24 protein-coding genes and 1 pseudogene are annotated in these 26153 nt (G+C 55.9%); 12 read left to right on the top strand and 13 right to left on the bottom strand.

The annotated features are described in order from the left end of the window. Together DQ405_RS13465 and DQ405_RS13460 are read left to right on the top strand one after the other, a co-directional pair. Positions 1-756 (top strand): MlaA family lipoprotein, encoded by a 756-nt coding sequence (locus DQ405_RS13465; protein WP_168424739.1) that lies wholly within the window; start codon positions 1-3, stop codon positions 754-756. A 94-nt stretch (positions 757-850) separates the two neighbouring features. Further along, positions 851-1696, top strand: a complete 846-nt coding sequence (locus tag DQ405_RS13460; RefSeq protein WP_168424681.1) for a pirin family protein — start codon at positions 851-853, stop codon at positions 1694-1696. Here DQ405_RS13460 and DQ405_RS13455 read toward each other — a convergent pair. Further along, the gene (locus DQ405_RS13455) at positions 1686-2636 is read right to left on the bottom strand and encodes a lipid A biosynthesis lauroyl acyltransferase (RefSeq protein ID WP_168424680.1); all 951 of its coding nucleotides are present in this window, start codon (positions 2634-2636) and stop codon (positions 1686-1688) included. The two genes, DQ405_RS13460 and DQ405_RS13455, sit on opposite strands and share 11 nt — an antisense overlap. 159 nt (positions 2637-2795) lie before the next feature. Between DQ405_RS13455 and minC the strand changes: the two genes are divergently transcribed. From minC to DQ405_RS13430, 5 genes are all read left to right on the top strand, one after another. Next, positions 2796-3527, top strand: a complete 732-nt coding sequence (gene minC, locus DQ405_RS13450) for a septum site-determining protein MinC (RefSeq protein ID WP_168424679.1) — start codon at positions 2796-2798, stop codon at positions 3525-3527. A 92-nt stretch (positions 3528-3619) separates the two neighbouring features. After that, a complete protein-coding gene (gene minD, locus DQ405_RS13445; protein ID WP_168424678.1) occupies positions 3620-4435 on the top strand; it encodes a septum site-determining protein MinD in 816 nt (271 codons plus the stop codon). Then, positions 4432-4689, top strand: coding sequence for a cell division topological specificity factor MinE (minE, locus tag DQ405_RS13440; RefSeq protein WP_019341568.1), 258 nt, complete (start codon positions 4432-4434; stop codon positions 4687-4689). Before minD ends, minE begins: the two co-directional genes overlap by 4 nt. An 82-nt stretch (positions 4690-4771) precedes the next feature. Then, entirely contained in the window at positions 4772-5407 is a 636-nt protein-coding gene (locus DQ405_RS13435; RefSeq protein ID WP_168424677.1) for an RluA family pseudouridine synthase, read from the top strand. Positions 5408-5516: 109 nt separating this feature from the next. Next, on the top strand, positions 5517-6806 hold the full coding sequence (locus tag DQ405_RS13430; protein ID WP_168424676.1) for a M18 family aminopeptidase: 1290 nt from the start codon (positions 5517-5519) through the stop codon (positions 6804-6806). Positions 6807-6839: 33 nt separating this feature from the next. On the opposite strand, the gene DQ405_RS13425 is transcribed toward DQ405_RS13430, so the two are convergent. Next, positions 6840-7802 carry an NAD(P)H-quinone oxidoreductase gene (locus DQ405_RS13425; RefSeq protein WP_168424675.1) on the bottom strand — a complete coding sequence of 321 codons (963 nt, stop codon included), beginning with the start codon at positions 7800-7802 and terminating at the stop codon, positions 6840-6842. 300 nt (positions 7803-8102) lie between these two features. On the opposite strand from DQ405_RS13425, the gene DQ405_RS13420 reads away from it, so the two are divergent. The 4 genes and pseudogenes from DQ405_RS13420 to DQ405_RS13405 all read left to right on the top strand — a co-directional run bounded on the left by DQ405_RS13420 (position 8103) and on the right by DQ405_RS13405 (position 14882). Then, complete coding sequence (locus DQ405_RS13420) at positions 8103-10199, top strand: carboxy terminal-processing peptidase (protein ID WP_168424674.1); 2097 nt, start codon at positions 8103-8105, stop codon at positions 10197-10199. 99 nt (positions 10200-10298) lie between these two features. Further along, positions 10299-11642 (top strand): annotated as a pseudogene (locus DQ405_RS13415) (GGDEF domain-containing protein); the annotation flags it as partial. Positions 11643-11909: 267 nt separating this feature from the next. Beyond that, on the top strand, positions 11910-12287 hold the full coding sequence (locus DQ405_RS13410) for a hypothetical protein (RefSeq protein WP_168424672.1): 378 nt from the start codon (positions 11910-11912) through the stop codon (positions 12285-12287). Positions 12288-13106: 819 nt separating this feature from the next. Beyond that, positions 13107-14882, top strand: coding sequence for an ATP-binding protein (locus DQ405_RS13405; protein ID WP_168424671.1), 1776 nt, complete (start codon positions 13107-13109; stop codon positions 14880-14882). A gap of 59 nt (positions 14883-14941) precedes the next feature. On the opposite strand, the gene DQ405_RS13400 is transcribed toward DQ405_RS13405, so the two are convergent. Then, complete coding sequence (locus DQ405_RS13400) at positions 14942-16558, bottom strand: hypothetical protein (RefSeq protein WP_168424670.1); 1617 nt, start codon at positions 16556-16558, stop codon at positions 14942-14944. Positions 16559-16749: 191 nt separating this feature from the next. Here DQ405_RS13400 and DQ405_RS13395 point away from each other — a divergent pair, with 191 nt between their 5' ends. Continuing rightward, positions 16750-17220 carry a diguanylate cyclase domain-containing protein gene (locus tag DQ405_RS13395; RefSeq protein WP_342030416.1) on the top strand — a complete coding sequence of 157 codons (471 nt, stop codon included), beginning with the start codon at positions 16750-16752 and terminating at the stop codon, positions 17218-17220. Here DQ405_RS13395 and DQ405_RS13390 read toward each other — a convergent pair. The 10 genes from DQ405_RS13390 to flgH all read right to left on the bottom strand — a co-directional run bounded on the left by DQ405_RS13390 (position 17187) and on the right by flgH (position 26140). Next, positions 17187-17654 (bottom strand): SEL1-like repeat protein, encoded by a 468-nt coding sequence (locus DQ405_RS13390; protein WP_168424668.1) that lies wholly within the window; start codon positions 17652-17654, stop codon positions 17187-17189. The genes DQ405_RS13395 and DQ405_RS13390 overlap by 34 nt on opposite strands. Then, positions 17654-18049, bottom strand: coding sequence for a hypothetical protein (locus DQ405_RS13385; RefSeq protein ID WP_168424667.1), 396 nt, complete (start codon positions 18047-18049; stop codon positions 17654-17656). Before DQ405_RS13385 ends, DQ405_RS13390 begins: the two co-directional genes overlap by 1 nt. Further along, positions 18031-18354: a helix-turn-helix domain-containing protein gene (locus DQ405_RS13380; RefSeq protein ID WP_168424666.1), complete on the bottom strand. Its 324-nt coding sequence runs from the start codon at positions 18352-18354 to the stop codon at positions 18031-18033. Before DQ405_RS13380 ends, DQ405_RS13385 begins: the two co-directional genes overlap by 19 nt. A 141-nt stretch (positions 18355-18495) precedes the next feature. Next, positions 18496-18963: a YkvA family protein gene (locus DQ405_RS13375; protein WP_168424665.1), complete on the bottom strand. Its 468-nt coding sequence runs from the start codon at positions 18961-18963 to the stop codon at positions 18496-18498. Positions 18964-19449: 486 nt separating this feature from the next. Next, the gene (locus DQ405_RS13370; RefSeq protein WP_168424664.1) at positions 19450-19764 is read right to left on the bottom strand and encodes a ComEA family DNA-binding protein; all 315 of its coding nucleotides are present in this window, start codon (positions 19762-19764) and stop codon (positions 19450-19452) included. A gap of 127 nt (positions 19765-19891) precedes the next feature. Then, the gene (gene flgL, locus DQ405_RS13365) at positions 19892-21106 is read right to left on the bottom strand and encodes a flagellar hook-associated protein FlgL (protein ID WP_168424663.1); all 1215 of its coding nucleotides are present in this window, start codon (positions 21104-21106) and stop codon (positions 19892-19894) included. A gap of 11 nt (positions 21107-21117) precedes the next feature. After that, on the bottom strand, positions 21118-23115 hold the full coding sequence (gene flgK / locus DQ405_RS13360; RefSeq protein ID WP_168424662.1) for a flagellar hook-associated protein FlgK: 1998 nt from the start codon (positions 23113-23115) through the stop codon (positions 21118-21120). 2 nt (positions 23116-23117) lie between these two features. Then, complete coding sequence (gene flgJ / locus DQ405_RS13355; RefSeq protein ID WP_168424661.1) at positions 23118-24317, bottom strand: flagellar assembly peptidoglycan hydrolase FlgJ; 1200 nt, start codon at positions 24315-24317, stop codon at positions 23118-23120. A gap of 10 nt (positions 24318-24327) precedes the next feature. Next, positions 24328-25431 (bottom strand): flagellar basal body P-ring protein FlgI, encoded by a 1104-nt coding sequence (locus DQ405_RS13350; protein ID WP_168424660.1) that lies wholly within the window; start codon positions 25429-25431, stop codon positions 24328-24330. 13 nt (positions 25432-25444) lie between these two features. Then, positions 25445-26140, bottom strand: a complete 696-nt coding sequence (flgH, locus tag DQ405_RS13345; RefSeq protein WP_168424659.1) for a flagellar basal body L-ring protein FlgH — start codon at positions 26138-26140, stop codon at positions 25445-25447. Between the last annotated feature and the right edge of the window lie 13 nt (positions 26141-26153).

Here is a 26153-nt window from a genome sequence, read left to right as displayed (position 1 = left end):
CTGCTTGGGCTGTTGCTGCTCGCCAGCAGCCTCGCCGGCGCCCAGACGCCTGTCCCCGACGAGGATGGCTTCACCCATCCACTACGCAACCTGGACTTCAATCCCGGACTGGATCAGCGCGAATTCGAACGCGCCACCTTCCATGCACTGGACATCTACGACCCTTGGGAGTCGCTGAACCGACGCATGTACTATTTCAACTACCGGCTGGATCAATGGGTAATGCTGCCGGCGGTACGTGGCTACAGATATGTGACCCCGCGGGTCGTACGCACCGGGGTGAGCAACTTCTTCAGTAATCTTGGTGAGATACCCACCTTGTTCAACAGCGTGGCGCAGCTCAAGGCCAAGCGGGCGATGAACACCACCGCTCGCCTGCTGTTCAACACCATTCTTGGCGTCGGCGGAATCTGGGATCCGGCGACCCGCATGGGATTGCCCCGCCACAGCGAGGACTTCGGCCAGACATTGGGATTTTATGGCGTCCCGCATGGCCCGTACCTGATCCTGCCGGCGCTTGGCCCGTCCAATTTGCGCGACACCGCGGGCCAGGCCTTTGATTTCGGCGTCGAGCGACAAGTTGACTACTTCAGCTACGCCGAGGCCAGCGGCGGCGAGTTCGGCGTCACTGCTCTGCGATTGATCGACCTTCGCCATACGACAAGCCTGCGTTATGGGCAGCTCAATTCGCCGTTCGAGTATGAGAAGGTCCGTTACGTCTACACCCGGGCGCGGGAGCTGCAGATCGAGGAATGATCTAGTTTCCAGATAGGAATCAGAGGAATTTCGCGTCCTTTGATCGGCAGGCCAGCAGTATGCTTCGCTCAATCCGCAACGAGGGCGATCTGCCATGTCCGTACGTGAAATTCTTTCCATCAGCACCGGCCGCGCCACCTCTGACGGGGCCGGTGTTCGCCTGACCCGTCTGTTCGGCGGCACCGCGCCTGAGCAACTCGACCCCTTTCTGATGCTTGATGAATTCGGTTCGGACAACCCCGACGAATACATAGCCGGCTTTCCGCCGCACCCGCACCGAGGCTTCGAGACGATCACTTATATGATTGAGGGCCGCATGCGGCACGAGGATCATCTGGGTAATGTCGGCCTACTTGAAAGCGGCGGCGTGCAATGGATGACCGCCGCACGCGGGGTGATCCACAGCGAAATGCCACAGCAGAAACGCGGCTTGATGCGCGGTTTCCAGCTCTGGCTGAACCTACCGGCGAAAAGCAAGCTGGGCGATCCCGGTTATCGCGACTTCGCACCTGCGGAAGTTCCGCGTGTGACGCTGCCGAGCGGAATCGAAGCAGTGGTTATCGCCGGACGACTCCAGGCCGAGGGCATCGATCAGCCAGGCGCCATGCAACGGCCCGATACCGAACCGCAGCTGTTCGATTTGAACCTGCCCGCCGGGAGCAGAATCGAACCCCAGTTGCCCGATGGGCATCGGTTGCTGCTCTGCGTATACGAAGGAGAGATTTCGATTTCTGGCCAGCACCTCGTCAAAGGCCAGCTGGCCAGGCTCACAGAACAGGGCAAACTGCTGCTCGAGTCGGGCAGTGGGGCTCGGGTGTTGCTGCTAGCCGGGCGTCCCATTGGTGAGCCGATCGTCCAGTACGGTCCGTTTGTGATGAACAGCCGCGAGGAAATCGAGCAAGCCCTGCGCGACTTTCGCGACGGTGTCCTTACGGAGTGACCGGCTTTTTCGGCACGTTGCGGTAAAGGCTCGGCTCCCCTGCCGGACGCGTCTTGAAACGACGGTGCGCCCATAGGTACTGCTCAGGGTGTTGCCTGACCGCGTCTTCGATCCATTCGTTGATGCGCCGGCAATCGGCCTCCTCGCTCTCGCCGGGGAAATCGGCGAGCGGCGGATGTACCACCAGGCTATACCCCTGGCAGCGAGGCAAGCGCTCCAGCGTGTAGGGCACCACCCTAGCCCGCCCCAGGCGCGCGAACTTGGTGGTTGCCGTAACAGTCGCCACCGGGATACCAAACCAGGGCACGAAAATGCTCTGCTTGCGGCCGTAGTCCTGGTCCGGCGCGTACCAGATCGCCCTCCCCGCACGCAGCACCTTGAGCATAGCGCGCACATCCTCACGCTCGATTGCTGTTGCGTCCTTGTTGTGGCGCTCGCGACCGCGCCGCTGCACGAAATCGAACACCGGATTCTTATGCTCGCGATACATCCCATCGATGGTGTGCCACTGGCCGAGCAGCGCCCCGCCGATTTCCAGCGTGGTGAAATGCAGCGCCAAAAGAATTACACCCTGGCCTTCCGCCTGCGCCTGCTGCAAATGCTCCAGGCCCTGGATCCGTGCCAACCGCTGCAGCCTCGCCTTGGGCCACCACCAGCTCATCGCCATTTCGAAAAAGGCGATGCCGGTCGATACGAAGTTCTCGCGCAGCAGCCGCTCACGCTGCTTGTCATTCAGTTCCGGAAAGCACAACTGCAGGTTGCGACGCGCGATATGCCGCCGCGAGCGGGCAACGCGATACATCAACGCGCCAAGACCGCGCCCGAGCAACAGCAGAACCCGATACGGCAGTTGCACCACCAGCCATAGCAGACCCAGGCCCAGCCATAGCAGCCAGAAACGCGGATGAAAAAAGAAGGCGCGAAAACGAGGACGATCCATTGGCAACTCGAACCGATAAAAGCGCGCATTCTAGCGATAAATCGCCTGCTGATGCGGCGGCGTCTCGATACACGGCAACCGCCCGTTCAGCACGGCGATACTTGCAGGCGTCGATCTGCCCCGCTATAAGTCCTCGCCATTTACCGCAGCAGGCAGACCATGAGCCAAGCCGATCTTCTCGACCAAGCCCCCGTGTTCCAGCTCAAGGGCAGCATGCTCGCCATCACCGTGCTGGAGCTGGCGCAGAACGATCTGGAACGCCTCGATCAACAACTGGCCGTGAAGGTCGAGCAGGCGCCGGATTTTTTCAACAATACGCCTATGGTACTTGCGCTGGACAAGCTGCCCGCCGATTGCAATCTCGATCTGCCAGCCCTCATCGTACTGTGCCGCAAGCACGGCCTGCGCACCCTGGCGCTACGTGCCGGCGATGCGCAGATCATCGAAGCGGCCGGCGCCCTTGACCTTCCGGTGTTACCACCGTCCGGTGCCAAGGAGCGCAAGCTGGATCTCACCAGCAAAGCATCGGTAGAACCGACCAAGCCAGCCGAGCCGACCTACCGCCCCACCCGCGTAGTCACCACGCCGATTCGCGGTGGCCAGCAGGTCTATGCCAAAGATGGCGATTTGATCGTACTGGCTGCCGTCAGCCCGGGTGCGGAACTTCTCGCCGATGGCAACATCCATGTGTACGGTCCGCTTCGCGGGAGGGCGCTGGCCGGCATCAAAGGCGACACCAGCGCGCGAATATTTTGTCAGCAGCTCGCCGCCGAGATGGTCTCCATCGCCGGGCATTACAAGGTCGCCGAAGACCTGCGCCGTGACCCGCTGTGGACTGAAGCCGTACAGATGCAGCTATCTGGCGATGTGTTGAACATCACCCGCCTTTAACGGATACTGCCGCGAATTTTCAAGCACCAAAACGGGCCTCCTGACGCCGACTCGGCTGAAGGTCCCGACCTCCATATTTAGGGTGAATCACCTTGGCCAAGATCCTCGTAGTCACTTCCGGCAAGGGTGGCGTCGGTAAAACCACTACCAGCGCCGCCATCGGTACCGGCCTCGCCCTGCGCGGCCATAAGACCGTCATCGTCGACTTCGACGTCGGTCTGCGTAACCTGGACCTGATCATGGGCTGCGAGCGTCGCGTGGTGTATGACTTTGTCAACGTCATTCAGGGCGACGCCACCCTGAGCCAGGCACTGATCAAGGACAAGCGCCTCGAAAATCTCTATGTGCTGGCCGCCAGCCAGACCCGAGACAAGGACGCGTTGACTCTCGAAGGCGTCGGTAAGGTCATCGACGAGCTGGCCAAGACCTTCGAGTACGTCATCTGCGATTCCCCGGCCGGCATCGAGAAGGGTGCGCACCTGGCGATGTATTACGCCGACGAGGCGATCGTCGTGACCAACCCTGAGGTCTCGTCGGTTCGCGACTCGGACCGTATGCTGGGCCTACTGGCAAGCAAGTCCCGCCGCGCCGAGAATGGCGAAGATTCGATCAAGGAACACCTGCTGCTGACCCGCTACAACCCGGAGCGTGTGGTCAAAGGCGAAATGCTTGGTGTCGAAGACGTCGAAGAGATCCTGTCGATCCGTCTGCTCGGCGTTATTCCCGAGTCGCAGGCTGTACTCAAGGCATCCAACCAGGGCGTACCGGTCATTCTGGATGACCAGAGCGACGCCGGCCAGGCATACAGCGACGCCGTCGACCGCCTGCTGGGCAAGGAAGTGAACCATCGCTTCCTCGACGTTAAAAAGCAGGGCTTTCTGCAACGACTGTTCGGAGGCCGCGAATGAACCTTCTCGACTTCTTTCGCGAACGCAAGAAGAAGGAAACACCTGCCAACATCGCCAAGGAACGCCTGCAGATCATCGTCGCCCATGAGCGCGGCCAACGGACGCAGCCAGACTACTTGCCAGCGCTGCAGAAGGAGCTTGTCGAGGTGATCCGCAAGTACGTCAACATCGACAGCGATCAGGTTCAGGTTGCCTTAGAAGACCAGGGCAGCTGCTCGATCCTCGAGCTGAACATCACCCTGCCGGATCGTTGATCGAGCGGGCAGCGGCCCGCTCGCTTGCCACGGCAGAATCATCGGCGACTTCGGTCGCCGATTGCGTTTGCGGAATCCCAAGATGCCCCTGAGCAACATCCAGATCGTCCACCAGGACGCCACCCTGCTGGTCATCAATAAACCCACCCTGTTGCTGTCGGTGCCCGGTCGCGCCGATGACAACAAGGATTGCCTGGTTACCCGCCTGCAGGAAAACGGCTACCCCGAAGCGCGTATCGTCCATCGCCTAGACTGGGAAACCTCCGGCCTGATCGTGCTCGCGCGCGATGCCGATAGTCACCGCGAGCTGTCGCGGCAGTTTCACGACCGCGAAACCGAAAAGGCCTATACCGCACTGTGCTGGGGCGAACCACAGCAGCACAGCGGCAGCATCGATCTGCCGCTGCGCTACGACCCGCCGACCAAGCCGCGGCACGTGGTCGACCATGAGCTGGGCAAGCATGCCCTGACCTATTGGCGCGTACTGGAACGCTACGGCGACTACAGTCGCGTCGAGCTGACACCAATTACGGGGCGCTCCCACCAGCTGCGCGTCCACATGCTATCGATTGGTCATCCACTGCTCGGCGACCGGCTCTATGCACACGAACAGGCGCTGGTTGCCCATGAACGGCTCTGCCTGCACGCCAGCATGCTTGCACTGACCCACCCGCACAGCGGCGAGCGCCTACGCTTCGAGTGCCCCTCACCGTTCTAGACACCGAGGCCCGACGCGCTGACAACGATAGCCGTCAGCCGGCGCACGGTCGTCGAGCCAATGGCCGTCAATACGGTAAACTCCGTAGCCTTGCCGTCCGGAGTCCCCCATGCGCGATGAACTCAATCAGGGCCTGATCGATTACCTCAAGGCCTCCCCCACCCCATTCCATGCCACCGCCAGCCTTGCCCAGGCCCTACAGGCCGCCGGTTACAAAGCACTCGACGAAAGCGAGACGTGGCATACAGAGCCTGGCGGCCGTTATTACGTTACTCGTAACGACTCCGCGATCATCGCCTTTCAACTCGGCAGCAAATCGGTCATTGAGCAGGGCATGCGTCTGGTTGGTGCCCATACCGATAGCCCCTGCCTGCGGGTGAAACCTCAGCCGGAGCTGCAGCGCCACGGCTTCTGGCAACTTGGCGTGGAGATTTACGGCGGCGCGTTGCTTGCGCCCTGGTTCGACCGCGATCTGTCGCTCGCGGGCCGTGTGACCTATAGCCGTGACGGCCGGATCGAAAGCCAGCTGATCGATTTCAAGCTGCCAATCGCGACGATCCCGAACCTGGCGATCCACCTCAACCGGGACGCCAATCAAGGCTGGGCGATCAATCCTCAGACCGAGCTGCCGCCGATACTTGCGCAGGTCGCCAGCGAAGACAGTCCGGATTTTCGCGCCTTGCTGGCTGATCAACTCAGCCGCGAACACGGGCTGGTAGCGGACGTTGTGTTGGATTTCGAGCTGAGCTTCTACGACACCCAGAGCGCGGCCGTCATCGGTTTGAATGGCGACTTCATCGCCGGCGCACGCCTGGACAATCTGCTGTCCTGCTACGCCGGCCTTCAGGCCCTGCTACGGGCCGGCTCGGAGCAAACCTGCGTACTGGTGTGCAATGATCATGAAGAAGTCGGCTCCACATCGATGTGCGGCGCGGACGGACCATTCCTGGAGCAGGTACTGCGACGCGTACTGCCCGAGGGCGAGGCATTTCAACGCAGCATCAATCGCTCCCTGCTGATCTCGGCAGACAACGCGCATGCGGTGCACCCGAACTACGCTGACAAGCATGACGGCAATCACGGCCCGAAACTCAATGCCGGGCCGGTGATCAAGGTCAACAGCAACCAGCGTTACGCCACCAGCAGCGAAACCGCCGGTTTCTTCCGTCATCTGTGCCTGGAGAACGAGGTGTCGGTACAGAGCTTCGTTACTCGTAGCGATATGGGCTGCGGCTCGACCATCGGCCCGATCACGGCCAGCCAGCTTGGCGTGCGGACCGTGGACATCGGCCTGCCGACCTTTGGTATGCATTCGATTCGCGAACTGGCCGGCAGCCAGGACCTGGCGCAGCTGGTCAAGGTGCTCAGCGCGTTCTATTCGAGCGCCGAGCTGCCCTGACACCAGACATCCGGGCGCATGCGCCTGGATCGTTCACTCAAGATTGCCGTCGATCACCAAGGCGACCTTGCCGGAGACTTGGTTGCTTGCCAACGCCGCAAACGCGGCTTCCACATCGCGGACCGGGTAGCTTCGCTCCAATCGGGGCGACAGGGTCTGATCAACGAATAACGGCCAGAGCTTTTCGTGCATTTCCGCCAGCAGGCCGGCTTTATCGTCCGCGCTGCGGCTACGCAGCGTCGATCCGATCAACTGAATGCGCTTGGCCAGCAGACTCGCCAGATCCATTTCGGTCTTGCGGCCGCCCATCAGGCCAATGATCACCCAGCGCCCATCCGTTGCAAGCAGTTGGCTATTGAGCGCAGCGTACTTGGCACCGACCGGATCGAGGATCATGCTGAAGGGACCGAAATCGCGCAGTGCTTCCAGCGACTCCCCCCGCAACACACCCCCCTGGGCACCCAGCGACTCGCAGTAGGCCAGACGCTCTGCCGAGCCGACGCTGACCCAGCACGGATTGCCAAACGCTTTGCACAGCTGAATCGCCGCTGAGCCAACACCACTGGCACCGGCATGTAACAGCACCTTCTCGCTGGGCTGCAGCGCCCCTAGGCGGAACAGATTCAGCCACGCCGTCGCATAGACTTCCGGAATGACGGCCGCCTCCGCCAATGACAAGCCTTGCGGTACCGGAAGGACATGGCGGGCATCGACCACCACTTCTTCGGCCATCCCTCCACCCGCCAACAGTGCACAAACCCTATCGCCGATCTTGTATGACGCGCCAGCCCCCACCTCGCTGATCACCCCGGCGCACTCCAATCCCAGGACATCAGTCACGCCTGCGGGTGGCGGGTAATGCCCCGCGCGCTGCAGCAGATCGGCTCTATTCAAGCCTGCAGCCGCCACGCGGATCCTAACCTGCCCTTCACCGCACTCCGGGGCGGCTCGCTCCGCCCATTCGACCTGTCCCTCGACGCCTTGCAATGCCTTCATGCTGCCTCCATAGTGGTTCACACCTGCGCCCGCTCAACCGTTACTCCGCTGGCAGTGCAGGCCGCTGATAAATTTCTGCTTCAGGCTACATAGCGATACGCCCGTCTAAAACCATTGATTACCGATTAGGTATGGTGTGGTACAGGGCTCGCCCTGCCATCCTGGTGCGATCTGTGTCGCGGCGTGCTAGCCGCCAGGTACCATCGGGCTGTTTGTTTTTTCCGCCGGACGGATCCCGCCCGGCGCCTGATTTGATGGCCTAATATGCGTTATTACTCAGCCTCGCGTCGCCCAATCAAAATGAAACGATCTTTGACCGCGGGCTTTCTAGCCCTGCTGCTAGGGCTTCAGGCCAACGCCACCCTGGCAAAACCTGCCGATGGGCACGATTGGGATTATCTGCAGCCTGACCGCGATCAGGTGATTGCCAGCCTCAACGTTGTCGAACTGCTCAAGCGCCATCATTACAACAAGCCACCGCTCAATGACGCCCGCTCGGCAAAGATCTTCGACAGCTATATCCAGATGCTCGACCCGTCGCGCAGTTACTTCACCGCCGGTGATCTGGCCGAGTTCAAGGCCTGGCGCAACGAGTTCGATAATTTCCTCAAGAATGGCAACCTTGAGCCCGGCTTTGCGATTTACAAGGTCCACCTGGAGCGCCTGCAGAGCCGGCTCCAGTACGCATTGAGCCTGCTGGAAAAAGGCGTGGAAAGCTTCGACTTCACCCTCGACGAGGAGCTGCTGGTCGATCGCGAGAACGCCGCCTGGTCCAAGGATGAAAAGGAACTCGATGATCTCTGGCGCAAACGCGTCAAGGACGAGGTGCTGCGACTGAAGATCGCTGGCAAGGAGCCGAAGGCCATCGAGGAGTTGCTCACCAAGCGCTATAAGAACCAGCTATCGCGCCTGGAGCAGACCCGTGGCGAGGATGTCTTCCAGACTTACATCAATGCGTTCGCGCAATCCTACGATCCCCACACTCAATATCTGTCGCCCGACAATGCGGAAAATTTCGACATCAACATGAGCCTCTCCCTGGAGGGCATCGGTGCCGTACTGCAGAGCGACAACGAGTACGTCAAGGTGGTACGCCTGGTCCCCGCCGGCCCTGCCGAAAAGAGCAAGCAGATCGCTCCGGCCGACAAGATCGTCGGCGTAGGGCAGGCAGACGAGGAAATGGTCGATGTGATCGGTTGGCGCCTCGATGAAGTCGTCAAATTGATCCGCGGCCCGAAGGGATCGGTCGTCCGCCTTGAAGTCATCCCGGCGAGCAATGCGCCGAACGACCAAAGCAGCAAGACCGTCGCCATCACCCGCGAAGCGGTGAAACTCGAGGAGCAGGCAGCGAAGAAATCCGTGCTCAATCTCGAGCAGGACGGCCGCGATTACAAGCTCGGGATCATCGAGATCCCTGCGTTTTACCTGGACTTTAAGGCGCTGCGCGCTGGCGAGAAGGATTACAAGAGCACCACGCGAGACGTGAGGAAGCTGCTGACGGAGCTGAAGGAAGAAAACGTCGACGGTGTCGTTATCGATTTGCGCAACAACGGTGGAGGCTCGCTCCAGGAGGCCACGGAGCTGACCGGCCTGTTTATCGATCAAGGGCCGACGGTCCTGGTTCGCAACAGCGACGGCCGTGTCGATGTCCTGGCTGATGAGCAGCAAGGCGCCTTCTACAAAGGGCCGCTGGCCGTACTGGTCAATCGTCTTTCCGCGTCGGCATCGGAAATCTTCGCAGGCGCCATGCAAGACTACCATCGCGCACTCATCGTCGGTGGGCAGACCTTTGGCAAGGGCACCGTGCAGACGGTCCAGCCACTCAATCATGGGGAGTTGAAGCTGACACTCGCCAAGTTCTATCGGGTTTCCGGACAGAGCACTCAGCACCAGGGGGTAATTCCGGACATTTCCTATCCAGCCGAAGTCGACACCAAGGAAATCGGCGAAAGCGCACTGCCCGAAGCACTACCGTGGGACAGCATCCGCGCTGCTATCAATCCGGACATGAACCCCTTCAAGCCGTTCCTCGCCGAACTCAAGGCGCGCCACGAAGCGCGGACCAACGAGAACCCTGATTTCGTCTTCACTCGCGATCGCCTTGCGCTCACCCAGGAGCTTACGCACGAGACAACCGTCAGCCTCAACGAAGAAAAGCGCCGCGCGCAGCAGGAACGTATCGAGAAACGTCAGCTGGCGCTGGAAAATACGCTGCGCCAGGCCAAGGGTGAAGAGCCGTTGGCTAAACTCGAACGGGAAGATGAAGCGATGCCACCGGTCGACGAGAAGAAGATCAAGCCAGAGGACGATGCCTATCTCTCTGAGACCGGCCGAATTCTGCTGGACTATTTGGGCCTGGACAACGCAATGGCGAAAAACAGCGCCGTAGAGCGGTAGTAGCCCTAAATGTCATCAAAATGACATCATTCCGTCGTGAAATACGAAGGGCCGCCGTTGTGCGGCCCTTCGCATTTCAACGGCCACCACGAGACCACCATGACCGTCACCGAGCAGTTGAGCACGCTAGCTAACATCCTTGCTCACGGCGACATCACCAGCCTTTTTCAGCCGATCGTCTCGCTTTCCGAGCGACGCATCCTGGGCTACGAAGCACTGACACGCGGGCCGTCCAATACGGCCCTGCACTCCCCCATCAACCTTCTCGCTGCGGCTCGGCACGCGGGTCGGCTCAATGAGCTGGAGATGATCTGCCGCGAAAATGCGTGCCGCCGCTATAGCCAACTGCAGCTGCAAGGCAAGCTGTTTCTCAATGCATCGCCGGAAACCTTGTTGGACGCAACCCACAAGCCGGGTCGCACGCTGGAGTTGCTACAAAAGTACCGCATTTCGGCGGACCGAGTCGTGATCGAACTTACCGAGCAGACCCCCACCGACGACTTCGAACTGCTCGATGCCGCTCTGCATCACTACCGCAACATGGGGTTTTCAATCGCCTTAGATGATCTCGGCGCCGGCTATTCCAGCCTGCGCATGTGGTCGGAGCTGCGCCCCGACTACGTCAAGATCGATCGCTACTTCGTGGACGGCATTCACCGGGACGCCGTCAAACGTGAATTCGTCGAATCGATCATGAAAATCGCCAGGGCTTCGCGTGCGCAGGTCGTCGCAGAAGGCATCGAGCTGATCGAGGAATTCCGAGTCCTCTCCGACATGGGCGTCGACCTGGTACAGGGCTATCTGCTCGGCCGGCCAGAAGAGCTACCAGCCACGGATGCCGCGGTCCTTCTACCTGCCGCCGACAATCGCGACGAGACCTCTGACGAGAACCATCCCGACTTATCGGTGCTGGTCATGAAGCAATCCGCGGTGACCACCTCGCATCCGATAGTGGATGTACTGGAGCTATTCCGCCTGCAGGTCAATCTGAACACCATCGCCGTGCTCGATGCCATGAACGTGCCCATCGGTGTTGTTCATCGGAGCCTGTTATCCGACGCACTGCTAAAGCCCTTTGCAACCGACCTAATGGCGCGTAAACCCATCAGCAGGCTGATGAGCAATGACTACCTCGCAGTGGAGCTTGGCCAGTCTCTGCAACAAGTCAGCCGACTATTGACCAGTCGAGCCCGGCAGCGCATCGACGAAGATTTTGTCATCACCTGCAACGGCCGTTATCACGGGCTGGGACGGGTGATCGACGTACTCAGACTGATTACCGAACTGAAAGTCCAACAGGCCCGCCATGCGAACCCGTTGACCTTGCTGCCGGGCAATGTGCCGATTCAGCAATGCTTGACGCGCCTACTACGACAGGGCCGCGAGGCGGTGATCTGCTACGTGGACATCGATCACTTCAAGCCCTTCAACGACTTGGTTGGGCTTCACTATGACCTGAAATTGCTCAATTCTACTGTCAGGATATGCAAATGCTGCGGAGGGGTGAGCAAAGCTGCTTTGGCTCCGCATGGAGATTCAGCTAGATCTGCACGGGCCAGAGTTGACCTCACTCTTCGCTGTCACCTTAGTCATCCCCTCCCCCCAGACCAGGCGTAACCAAACTAAGCCAGACCAATAGCCAATCGACATCACAAGCTGAATCCGATAATGTCTAGCTGATCATATGAATGGCAACGGAGAGCTAGCTAAATGTCGAGGACTGCCGACTATACGATCCAGGGCTTCCTATACCAGTTCAACAAAACCCTTCTTGAAATACTCAAATCTCCTGACGATGCGATAATAAAAATAGAAGGCATAGTTGAAGACATTGAAGTACATACGACCTCAAGCATAGAGGCGATTCAATGTAAATATCACGAAACACAAGATAAGTTCTCCCTAAGCACCATATACAAACCTCTCCTTCAAATGATGCAACACTTTCATTTGAACAATGACAAACAAATAAAATACAAGCTTTTCTGTCATTTCCCATTAGACCCAAACATTCAAATAGACATTACAAAAACCGATTTAGAAACAACATTAAAAAACCAAAAACAAATTATTCGAAAAATATGTTGAGGAACTTAATGGAAAAGTAGATCTAGACAGCTTTCTAAAACAATATCTCTATTGAGATAGGCTCTTCACTAGAAGATCTAACAAAAGAAATCCACCTACTTTTAGAACAGCTAGGCATCCCTGCCGACGACATAGAAATACTCGCCTACCCCAACGCAATTCAGCACATAGCTGAATTAAGCATTAAGCATGCCTCCGAAGAACGCCAAACAACAAGACACAAAACAGTAAAACTTCTGAATGACATAAAGAAAACAGCAATTTCTAAATGGACGCTCGCACTAAAATCGAAGAGCCAATTACTAAGAGAAAGAAGAAAACAATTAAAACAAAATCTGGATAAAAATTCTCGACTTCGCTATCTAATAGTCGCACCCGACGAGATAGATAATTTCGAAGATGATTTCATCTTATTTATCCAAGACTACCAAGAAAAATACCATTTCAAGCCTGCACACAACCAAACCCCCATCCTTTGCTTACTATCAACACCTGATGAAACCAAAGAAATTCAGCTCCGGCTTGAAATGAAAGGCATCACATGCCACGACGGAATAATTGCAGGGATTAAATTTGATGAGAGTCGTTTTTTCAAAGATCCTATTATAAAAAAACCCAAGGGAGCAGAAATGCAAAGGGAGTTCGATCTTAGAATCATATGCTGGGATAACGCGACTCAAATTTTAAACAATAGGAAAGCAGACGACATTTTTGTTATAGCCAGCTCGACTCCCAAAGAACTGGACACAAGAGACGTAAACGTCGAGGTTCTTTCCACCCGATCCTTACAAGAAATCAAGTACATGATGGGGATAAGCCATGTCTTTGAATAAAATAGGACAAGTAATCTCTTGCTCACCCAGCTCAATATCTATCGCAATCGATGGATTAGAGACATTCGAGGAAAACAAGAAAGATCTACAAATAGGGAGACTTCTAAAAATATCCCAAGGCAACAGCGACTTCACCATTGCCACGATAAGAAACATAAAAGGTATTGACGCCTACCAAAGTGATGGCACTCTCTTCTGGCAATTTCAGGTAGAGTGCCAAGCAATAGGAACAATGAGTTTCGACGGGAAGTTTGACAGAGGTAGTCTTTTATTACCCGTACCCACAGAGCCTGCATATATAGCAGACCACGACACTATAGAAAAGCTTTTCGCTGAAGATAACGAGCATGATTTCCCACTGGGAAACTTATCCCTAAATAAAGACATTTCGCTAAAAATTAATGGAAATCGATTCTTCGGAAAACATATAGCAATTGTTGGATCAACTGGCTCCGGAAAATCCTGCACTGTTGCTAAAATCTTACAAGATGCAGTCGGAATTTCAGAATCACAGAACAAGAGCATCACAGCTCAAAATAACTCTCACATTGTAATTTTCGATATTCACGACGAATACACAGCAGCATGTAACTTACATGAAGACGAGAAATTCTCACTAAACCGATTAGACATTGACTCATTACAGCTCCCCTACTGGCTAATGAACTCAGAAGAACTGGAGAGCATGTTTATAGAGAGTAACGAGTCAAACTCACACAACCAAGTGAGTCAATTCAAAAACGCCGTAACTCTAAACAAAGAGAAGCACAATCCTTCTCTACTAGGAATAACATACGACACACCTGCATATTTCAGCATCAAGGAAGTCTATCAATATATTGAAAATCTAAATCGAGAAGTCATTGGTCGACTCGACGGAGAAGACCGCCCGAAGCTTGCCGATGGACAACTTATAACCAACCGATCCGATTTTTATTTTGATAAGAAATTAACTTTCGTTGCACCATCTACAGCGGCGGCAACAAAAGCAGGCAATGGCCCATTCAATGGAGAGTTCAATAGATTTGTCTCTAGGCTAGAGACAAAGCTCTCTGATAAAAGGCTGAAGTTCCTTCTTGATGCAGAAAAGAGCGACGGCACTCCGTACAAAACCGATGACTTCACAAATTTAATGAAGCAATTTATTGGTTACCTAAATAAATCTAACGTCACCATCATAGACCTTAGCGGAATACCCTTTGAGGTTCTTAGCATCACCGTCAGCCTCGTATCAAGACTAATCTTTGACTTCTGCTTTCATTATTCAAAACTACAACATGCAAAGCAGTCTCTTAACGACATTCCCGTGATGATTGTTTGTGAAGAAGCACACAATTATATACCAAGAAGCAATGATGTCGCTTACAGGTCATCTCGAAAATCTATCGAACGAATTGCGAAAGAAGGCAGAAAATACGGCCTTAGCTTAATGATTGTCAGCCAAAGACCATCCGAAGTATCGGAAACTATTTTTGCCCAGTGCAACAATTTTCTGTCACTCAGACTAACCAATGATGCCGACCAAAATTACGTCAAACGACTTTTCCCAGACAACACCAATTCTATTACAGACATCCTGCCAAATCTTTCCCCCGGCGAATGCATTGCCGTAGGCGACGCAATATTACTTCCAGCAGTCATTAAAATGCCATTACCTTCGCCAGAGCCACACTCATCAAGCGTAAAGGTTCACAAGGAGTGGAAAGAGAACTGGAAGGATATTAAATTCGATGACGTAATTAAACGCTGGAGAAAAGAGTAAATCTAAAATTTAAGAAAAACACATCAGCCGATCACGAAAATGGTCGGCTTTTCAAAATATCAATCTACCGAGTCCAACACCCATTGCCGATCCTTTTGAAGCGAAACAACACACTTCGTATCGTCAACGGCATAAACAACAAACCCATTTCCTTTAAAATTATCACGCTCAATATAACTAAATCTATTTACTACACACTTTTCGATATTCACATCAACGGGTGGTGGTTTTATCTCATTACCAAGAACATTGAAGAACCCCCCTTCGTCCTCAACGAAACGCACCTCAAATTCACCATCTTTATGCTGCACCTCATCAAAATTTTTAAGCCCATCAGAAGAGAAAGCCCCCTGACAAAATTCATGCCCCGAGCGAACGGACTCGACTATATCCCCCTCCAACAGTGAGGCATATCTCATCAACGATTCTTCATCCTCAGTAGACATATTGAAATTCTTGACAATAATTGGCTGAAAAATAAAATTCGAAATTTTCCGCACAGCGAGCAGCACATCAACATGCCAAATCATCGCTTCAACAAATGGCGTTACACCTTCTAGATCTCCTTTCCCAATCCTATATGCCTGCCTATCTCTAACCACCTCAAAAGCAAAACCAACAACATCACTCCCACGCAGATATTTTGCAATTCTCTTAATATTGGAAAAATACCCCAGCCGGCTAACATCCTGACCAACCCACGCACTGGAGTTGAAAGTGATGTTTAAACTTGGCAATTCTCCAAGCAGTGAAAAGTTGAAATTTACTGACAGCAAACCGGAAAAAGCTTGCCCAGTGACCTTCCCATACTTCGTACCTGACACCATAGTAGATTTAAAATTAGCAAACTCTTCTTCGTCACCATCCCTCAACATCAAATAAACAACAAACTCAACTTCCTTACCCTCCCCCCCCATATGCAAGCGACCGCTTTTCCCGGCAGAAATCTCCTCAAGCAACCTTGACCCAGAAAATTCAAAATCACCCCGATCAAAGCTAACCCTTTCCCCAGACTCAATCATACGTCGAATCGACCCCGCTATATCGCTTTTAATCGATTCCTTTTTAAATTCTAATTTGAATCGCCCCTGTTCACCGGGCCTTGAAAATATCTGATGTTCTAGAACTCCGTCACTTCGCCTTGCAACCTTAACAAGAAATCTTGAGTCCAGTTCATTAAGCCCCTCTTCATAACCAAGAACAATATCTTGAATTGGTGCTTTTATAGAGTCTCCGCCACCTACGAATTCAGCAATGGAACGCCCAACTGCGACTCTAATGGCCTTGTCGTGCTCAAACTGACTTATTAATTTCTTCCCCACATTACTCATCGACCATGCTTCAGCTTCTTCCTTCCAAGCTTTCAACATGCTGGTAGGAAATCTAGCTGGATCAACATCAATCAACCTAGAATGTGTTTGACACAACCATAAGCCATTCCCATAACTTCTCCGTTCCTCTTTACTCATATTAGAATCATAACGAGGGCCACCGGGAGAGGCTGCACATATATGAGCAGCAACACCAATGCTGAATGAATTGTCGCGTAGCTTCTTTGCACCACCCGTTATCACTCTGCAGGTGGGCATAGAACACACATCCCCAGCCATTTCTTTAATTTTTCTAATTGTCGCTGGGCTAAAGTCATCCCTTTTCTTAGCGTCTTTTTTGGCCACTCACCACTCCTAATAGCTTTAACCAAAAGCACTCAATATTAATTGATCAGACAGCCACGCTTGGGCCAAAACACTAACCTAGATTTAGATCAGCTTTTGATACTCATAGTAGTTTCGTATAACACGATACTTCAACGGTCTTGTTGCGGTATGCCTGTGCAGCAGGGCATGAAATTTCACGAATTGAGCCGTTGAACGACCTTTACGGTTACGCCAAGGGTGACGAAATCCTGCTGTGTCTCGCTCACTGTCTCGGTGAGCAAATCGACTCGAGTTGTGACTTCGTCGGCCATATCGGCGGAGACGACTTCATGCTAGTGATCAGCTCAAACGACTGGGCAGCGAGGGTTAAGCAACTATTCGAGACATTCGAACGACGTTGTCGGTCGTTCTACCGTGCCGAGCATCTTATTGAGGGGTGTTTTATTGCCGAGGGTCGGCAAGGCGGCCAGCAACGCTATCCCCTGCTTTCGCTCTCCGTCGGTGCGGTTCACCTGAAGCCTGATCCGCCCGCCGAACTCGGCGCGGCCCGCCTTGCCAGCCTGGCCTCCGAAGCCAAGCGCCAGGCCAAGCAAGACGCGGGATTCAGCCTGTACACAATTGACGTTGAACAGCGACTGGCCGTAGATCAGAGTCCGAGCCTGGCGGCGTCAGCCTTGTAGCGCTCAGCCTGCTGCCGATCAGGAGGCAACCCATACCCCCCCGCTGTATAGAGCTGAGCCAGACGAGTCGCCGCCAGCGGATGGCCTGCGTCGGCAGCCATCTTCCACCACCGTGCCGCCTGAGCGCCGTCCGGGCCATGATTGGCATCTTCGCCAAGACTGATGACACCCATCTGATAGGCAGCCTTGGCATCGCCACCCTCGGCAGCCAAACACAGCAAGCGGATACCCTCCTGCTTTGCACCGTATCCCTGACCTCGAAAAAGCAGGATGTGACCGTAAAAGCTTTGCGCCTTCCGATCACCAATAGCGGCCATGCGAGAAAACTGGCCCTCCATCCAGCGCCATAACTTCGGCCTCCGCACAGCCCAACGCATGCCCAACAGTTTTCGAGCAGTCCAATAGCCGGCTTTCGCCCGAATTGCCTGCAGCATCAGGGCACCTCCGGATAATCGAATTCGAATACGCGGGCAACTTCGCCTGCATGCCAGGAAGCGGCGGCTGCCCCGTCCGCTGGGCCAGAAAAGCGCCCAAGACGGGTAGCACATTCAAAAAACCCCGTCCTGGGCAACCGGCTGGCTCCCTGGCTGATAACCAGAGCACTACGCAACGGCCGCTCAGCCCGCGCGTCCAGCGCCGCCAGATGCTCTAGCGCAGCCGTCAGCGTCTGCATCGCGGGCGGTGGAAGCTCGAGCCGCTCCACCAGGGCACGATAAGTCACCAGATGCCGTTGACGCCGGGCTTCGGTCAGCTCGGCCAGTAACGCCTGCCAGTGCGGCCGACTAATGCGAATTAACGGCGCGGCGTCGTTCAAGCTTCCTGTTCCCATCCTTCAATCTCCATCGCGCGCGCCAGCGAGCGGCGTATGGCCTCACCGGGATCGCGCTCACCGTTTTCGATAAGGGCCAGATAGGAAGGACTGATGCCTACAGAACGCGCCAAGGCTTCCCGACTTATACCCTTGGCTTCGCGCAGCTCAGACAGCTCATTGAATCTGGGTAGGGCGACCGAAGCATGAGATCCGGCCGGGACAGCAACGCATTGAGCGCTCGCATTCAGCAAAGCCTGATATTCATCCCAAGGCAGCACGGCATACTCTGGCATGCCGTCACGCATGATGACCTGGATACTCATCCGCTACTCCGCTCATTGTCCGAGAATGTAAGCGGATCTTAACAGCCTGAGAGCGGTTTTTTAGGCTACGAAGCCGCACTTAAGAGTGAAAGCGCCAGCGAGCCCAAACCACACGAAAGGATTAATCCTAACTGCCGTTTCCTATGTTTGGTTGCTGCGCGCCTGGCTAACGCCGTCCGCCATCGGCTCATCTGCCGATGGTAAGCGGTCCATATCGGCCTGAACATCAGCCGATTGGCTGTCCTTCCAGGTCCGGAAGGCCTGCAGCTCGCCGGACCACTTGCGCATTACCCACCCGAGTACCGCTAGATCGTCGATGAAACCCAGACCGGGTATCCAGTCCGGGATGGCATCCATCGGTGACAGGAAGTACAGCAGACCAGCCACCGCAGCGACCAGCGCGGGCCTGCTGATAGCCCGGTACTCTCCGCGCCACCAAGCCACGCACAATGCCTGTAGCAGGCCAAGATCCTCTCGCAATCCCTTGATGAGCCCTCCTCGCGCCGAGCGCTTACGCGCGACAGCAAGAAGCACTACCGGTAACCGTCCGCGAGCGAGCACCCGCTGTGCCATTGGTAGGTATTTGAGAAATTTCCAAGGTGCTTTCATCGATACCTCCCGCTCAAAGCCATGCCACACAAAGAGCCGAACGGTTTATCCACAGTTCTTGTGGATAACCTTGTGAACAAATTCTGGATGGCTGCCTCAAACGCCCGTCTGGTGCGGCCTACAAACAGATCGGCGAGTTTTTGCTCAGCGACACAAAACCCTTTAAAATCAATGATTTAAGAATATCCAGCAAGTTACATAACCTTATGAGCTGAAGCGATAGGTTACGATTTCAAGAATGTGCATAACCGTAACATGTCAACGCTTTTTTAAGTCGATTTTGGCTTGATGAGGGGTGAACAAGTCCGGCTGGTCGATCTAACAAAGACACTCTCCGGCCTTTGGCGTTCAGGTGGGACTTCCAGTCATGCCCTTACTTGGCTACAGCTCCGGCCGCCATCATCAAAGCCATCGAAACGGTATGCGCAGGAAATATCAAAACAAAAAAGCCGGTCAAGAGACCGGCTTCTGAGGTGATTCGCCTTATCAATTCAAGCTGAGCTTGGCTCGGTTTTTCTCTAAGGTTGCGGCGCCAATCCCTTTGACTTCCAAGAGCTCATCGATCGAGCCGAATGGACCGTTAGTTTCACGGTACGCGACGATAGCCTTGGCCTTTGTTGCACCGATTCCCTTGAGCTCACGAGTCAAGGTTTCGGCATCGGCGGTATTAAGGTTGATTGCCCCAGTTTGGGCTACTGCAACTTTCACCGGTTGAACAGGCTCAGCTTTGGCTGCGTAGCTGCTAATGGAAACGCTGGCGACCAGTGCAAAGATGGCGGCGGAGAAAAAAGACTTAATCATTGTTCACATCCCTATGAGTGGTGGATTGTCGACGCGGTACTCCATGCGCCGCACCGACACTCTAAGCCGTGACAATGGCAAGTCAAATCCGGGCCATCATTCTGTGATCCAGGCCCCGCTGGCCCGGTCAACGCATGACGTTGAACAAGCTCAGGCCGGCGATCTTCACGTAACTCTGCTGCGCGGCCTCGAGTACGACCGTCTGCATGGATAGCCGGGACAGTGCCTCGGCGTAATCCAGTTCGCGCAGCTCAGCCTGGACGCCTTTGTTAACCAGCGCGACGTCTTCGTTGTCGGTCAGGGTGGTGTCGATGGTATTTAACCGTGCGCCGATATTGCCGCGCGCCGCGTCGACGCTGACCATGCCGTGGTCGAGGTTGGTCAGGGCGACGGCCACGGCGTCGCGTACACCGGTGTTGACGGATGAAGGATCCTCCAAGGCCTTACGGAGGTTGGCAATCGTGTCGAGAACACCTTGCTTTGGATTCTCGCTTTCAGGAATCGCAATTACCTCGCCAGCAGTCGGCTCGCCAGAGATGAAAAGCGTCACTCCGCCCACTACCAGCTTGTTCTCCTTTTCACCGTCACTATCCAAGCTACCAGTGCTGAGGACATTTCCGTTGGCGTCGGCCACGCTATAGTTTTTCTCGTTCGGACTCGCGCCGAACGTGATTTCCAATCCTCCAAGGCCTGCAAAAGCGACCTCATCGCTGACCAGCGCGCCTGAAACATTCAAAGTCGAAGCAGCCTGGTCAGACACAGCAGCACCAAGACGACCGGCGTTGGTTACGTTCTCAAAAATGGACTTGCCGTTATCGCTGATCGGAATGTTCAACGAACTGGCAATTTGCAGCTTCCGCTGCCCCTCATCGCCTTTATAAACGTAGTTGCCATTTTCGAGAACAAAGGGCTGGGTCTTTCCTTGAAAGCCCGAGAACAAATACTCGCCGCGCGCATTGCGCGTATTCATCAGCGACAGGAGCTCATCCTCGCGCTCACCCAGCTCCGCGGCGATCGCTTTGCGATCCTGCGGATCGAGCGCACCGTTGCCGGCCTGCACTGCTAACTCGCGGACACGCTGCAGCACAGTATTGACCGAGTTAAGTGTCACTTCTTCCTGGGTCAGGCTGTTCTTCGCAGCCGTCAGGTTGGAGTTGTACTGGCCAAGCACGTTCTGTTGTTGTTCCAATTGCAGCAGGCGCACCGAGGCAACCGGATCGTCCGCCGGCGTAAGGATGCGGTTGCCAGTGCTGATCTGCTCTTGGGTGCGCGTGGCGTTGGCATAGTTTCGCTGGATGCCGGTCACGCCGTTATTGAATGCTTGCAAGGTCGAGATGCGCATGGGCGGGCCTGTTACCTGAAGGTGCTGATCAATGTATCGAACAAAGAGCGCGCAACTTGAATGATCTGAGCCGAGGCATTGTAGTACTGCTCGAACTTGATCAAGTTGGCGGCTTCTTCATCGAGGTTCACGGCCGAGAGTGAGTCCCGGTTGTCGGTCGCCTGCTTGAGGATCGCTCCAGTGGCATCACTATCCATGCGCGCTTGAGCGGTTAGCGTGCCGACTCGCTCGACCAGCTCACCGTAGCCGTCGGTAAAGCTGAAGCCCGAGCCGACAACAGCGCCATCAACTCCGATCGTCTGCTTTGTCTGCAAATCGACCAGCTTCAGCGCGTTGCGGTTGTCCGAAACACCGCTCTGGTTATATTCCACAGTGAACTCATCCCCTTCGGCGGGGCGGCCGCTGAAGGTCTGCGAAATTTCAACACTACTGCCACCAGAGGTAACGGTGTATCTGAGCGTGTTGCTTTGTCCAGGGGTAATGCTCAGGGTGGCCGGTGAGATAGTGACACCAGCAGGCGCGCTCAGCGTGAACGTCCCCGTTGTAGCCGGTGCGACTGGCGCAGCGTAGGTGAGGGTCAATGGCGACAGATCACTCAGATCCTTCGGGACAAGTGGATTCTGTACGTTGTCGATGGAAGGCTGGCCAATCACGCCATTGCCTCCGTTCTGCAACTCCGCTTTGGCCCGCAGGGGCGCCGCGAAAGCAAGCTGATCAGCCTGATCGAGCACTGCGCCGACTTCAGAGGCGCCACGACGGGTCGGCATGACGGTGTAGGTTGCCCCAGCCACATCGGCAGCGCTGATACTGAAACCCAAGCCGCCTATTTCTCCTTCGCTGGCACGAAAGGTTCTCGGCCCACCGGCGTCGCTGATCCAAGATCCACCTATCGGACGAATACGAAACTCATCTGTCGACCCATCAAGAAACTCAACCTCATAGTCACTGGTTGTCAGGCGAGAAGTATTTTCGATACGCACATCCAAACCCGTCGGATAACTGCGCTTATCGATCAAATCGGCTGCGTTGATATCCTTGAAAAGAGCAGCACCAACGTTGCCCTTCAAATCCAGCCCTTGTCCCAGCTGCGTATTGACCTGATCACTCACAGCCAACGCCAGCTGCCCCAGCGAATTGAGCGTGGGGTCCAGCACTTCCTGTCGATAGCGAATCAGCCCACCCAGCTCGCCACCGGTGATCTGCGACGTAATTCCCTGGCGTGAGCCGCCACTGACAAACTGGATCTCATGACGGTTGGGATCGCCCTGCCCCGGCACGATTTCCAGCCGGCTGACGGCGCTCCCCACTACCAGGGGCTGACCAGTACCGACCGAGATATTGAAACTATTGTCGTCCTGCGGCGTTACGGTGACGCCGATGTAGGTCGACAACTGGCGCACCGCCTCGTCGCGCGCATCGAGCAGGTCATTGGGTTGTTTGCCGTTGGCCGAAGCTGTCGCGATGGCTTGGTTCAAGCTACCGATGCTACCTGCCAGACGATTGATCTGGTCAGTGACCGCAGCCATCTGCTTGTTGGTGAAGCTGTTCTGTTCGGTCAGCCGATCGGAAACGGTATTGAATCGGCGCGCTAGCCCCTCAGCCTCCGCCAGTACCAACTGACGTGCCGGAATGTTGGCGGGGTCTTCCGCTGCCGTTTGCAATGCCGAGAAAAACTTTTGCAGCGAGGGCGTGATGCCGGTCGTGCTGCCTGCCAGAAGCGAATCGAGCTGGTCGATCTGACTCTTGTAGGCTTCAACGTCACTGCTCAGCGAGGTGCTGCTGCGCAACTGGCTGGTCAGGAATTCGCTATAGGTCCTGCGAATTTCCACCAGCGTGGTGCCCGAGCCGACATAACCTGCCCCGCTGAATTGAGGGGTCCGGGTTGCCTGGGTCGCATCCTGGCGGCTGTAGCCGGGAGTATTGACGTTGCTGATGTTGTGGCCAGTGATCGACAGCTGGCTCTTGCTCGCACTCAAGCCCGACAGGCCAATATTCAATAGATCAGCCATGATTAGCCTCTAGTCCGCATGGCGGGAGCCGAACTGGCGTCGGCGATGGTTTGGTAGGTCTGTACCTTGCGGGCGATCTGGTTGATCTTGCGCGCATACTGCGGATCGGTTGCGTAACCCGCCCGTTGCAATTCGTTGACGAAACGCTCGGAGTCGCCCGAGGCGCTCGCCACCTGAATCGCAGGCTTATAGCGATCATTGTTCTCTAGCAGCCGGACGTAATCATTGAAGCTTTGCTCAAACGAGTCGTAAGCCCGGAAGCCCGCTACCTGCTTGGTCGCTTTTCCGTTGATATATTCCGTCGTGGTGACTTTCGCCGACTCTCCGTTCCAGCCATTTGCCTTGATACCGAACAGGTTGTGGCTGTTGCTGCCATCCTTCTGTTTGATCATCGATTTGCCCCAGCCGGTTTCCAGCGCAGCCTGTGCAACCAGGAAGCGTGGTTCGACGCCGAGACGCTTGGCCGCTTTTTCAGCCATAGGCAGCATGGTTGCAATGAATTCGGCCGGAGAACTGAAACGCGTCTTGCTCGGCGCGCTCGGAGCCGCTGCCTCGACACCGTTGACGATCAACGGAACGTCCTGCGGCGCCGCGAAGGCAGTAGCCGGCTTCCAATCAAGATTGACCAGCGGCTGGACGCCGCCGCTCTGGTTGGTCTGTTCGGCCTGGAAGTTCGTGGCTGCAACTTCAACCGCTTCACGCTCGGCCAGACGGCCCGGCAGCGCCAGACGACGCTGATTGAGCAGCTGAGAATCGTTGCGAGCAGGATCCACCTTGGCGAGCGTGGCGTTGGGGTTGCTGCTCGACCACGTGACGTCTTCGGTCTGCGCAGCAACCTGGGCAAAGGGGTTGGGCTTCTCGTCGGGTTCCTGCAGTTTGCTCAGCTGACGGATCAGAACGTCGGCCAGGCCAATACCGCCGCCTTCTTTGGAAAGCGTGACCGACAATTGCTGGTCGTGCATGTCCTGATATTGCTTACTTGCCTGGCTGTTCAACGGATTGTCCTGGGACAGGACTTCGGTGGCCGAGCGCATCGACTTGAGCATCTCGTTCATGAACAAGGACTCGAACTCCTGCGCGACCTTGCGCACATTCTCCGCACCGTCACGGTCCTTGCCCACCTTGAGCTGATTCAGCCGATTCAGATCGGAGTAGCTACCGCTGTCAGGCGTACGCCGACCCTGTCCCAGACGATTTTCCATGTCCCGTTCCTCAGATCACGATCAGATCGGCTTGCAGCGCACCGGCTTGCTTGAGCGCCTCGAGGATCGCCATCAGGTCACTGGGCGCTGCACCCACCTGATTCACCGCTCGAACGATTTCATCCAGCGTGGTGCCCGGGCCGAACTTGAACATCGGCTTGGCTTCCTGCTCCGCCTTCACCTTGGAGTTGGGCACGACCACCGTCTGCCCGTCCGACAGCGGGTTCGGTTGGCTGACTTGTGGATCTTCGGAAATGGTTACCGTCAGGCTGCCATGGGTTACGGCGGCTGGCTGCACACGGACGTTCTGGCCGATCACGATGGTGCCGGTACGCGAGTTGATGATCACTTTGGCCACCGCCTGACCAACGTCGACTTCGAGGTTCTCCAGGATCGACAGGTAATCGACGCGCTGGCTCGGGTCCAGAGGCGCGGTAATGCTGATCGAGCCGCCATCCAGCGCCTGGGCCACGCCCGGGCCAAGCAGCTCATTGATGTGGTCGACGATGTTCTTGGCCGTGGTGAAGTCCGGGCGGTTGAGGTTCATTGTCAGGGTCGTGCCCTGATTGAATGCGCTCGGCACCGGCCGCTCGACCGTCGCGCCACCGGGAATACGGCCGGCAGACGGAATATTGACGGTAATCCGCGAACCGTCCGCACCGCCCGCATCGAAGCCGCCCACCACGAGGTTGCCCTGGGCGATGGCGTAAACGTTGCCGTCGATACCCTTTAGCGGCGCCATCAGCAGGCTACCGCCACGCAGGCTCTTGGCATTACCGATCGACGAAACGGTGATATCGATGGTCTGTCCCGGCTTGGCGAAGGGTGGCAGATCGGCATGGATCGACACGGCCGCCACGTTCTTCAGCTGCACGTTGCCACCCGCCGGTACCTTGATGCCGAACTGCGCCATCATGTTATTGAAGGTCTGCACCGTGAACGGCGTCTGAGTGGTCTGGTCGCCGCTGCCATTGAGGCCGACCACCAGGCCGTAGCCGATCAACTGGTTGCTACGCACGCCCTGAATGGTAGCGATGTCCTTGAGCCGCTCGGCTTGGGCCGGAAAGGCGACCAGGCACAGCAGGGCAACTACGATCGAGCTGAACAATTTCATTGCCTGCACCTGCTTAGAACGGCCACAACGGGCTGATGAAGAAACGATCCAGCCAACCAGGCTGGCTGGCATCGGCGAAGGCCCCAGTGCCGGAATAGGTGATGCGCGCATCGGCGATACGGGTCGAAGGTACGGTGTTGTCGGTGGCGATATCGTCCGAACGCACCAGGCCGGCAATGCGTACCAGCTCATCGCCGGTATTGAGCGTCATCCATTTCTCGCCGCGGATCGCCAGAATGCCGTTGGGCAGCACGTCCGAGACAGTCACGGTGATCGAGCCGGACAGGCTATTGCTCTGTCCCGCCTGGCCGGAACCGGAGGTATCACGCGCCGCTTCGTACTCGGCACCGAGGCTCATGCTGTTTCCTGTCAGCGGATTGGCCATCGAAACGGCGCCGCCGAACAGCGATCCGAGTCCAATATTGGCGCTGCTGTCCTTGGATATCTTCGAGTTGGAGTTCTTGCTCGCCTGAGTCCTTTCGTTGAGCGTGATGGTGATGATGTCGCCAACCCGATAAGCCTTACGATCGTCGTAGAGATTGGTCTCGAAACCCGCCTGATAGATAGCACCGTTATTCTGCGCAGCCGGCAGCGGCGTGCGTGGCAGCACCGGGGCATAGTAAGGATCATTGGGCTTCGGGGCTGGCGCCACGCAGCCGGCCAGGACCACGGCGGACATCAGAGGAAAAACGATCAACAAGCGGCGCATACTCACCTCAATC

It is taken from the genome of Pseudomonas sp. SST3 (assembly GCF_003325755.1).
This window is presented reverse-complemented; position numbering and strand designations above follow the sequence as displayed.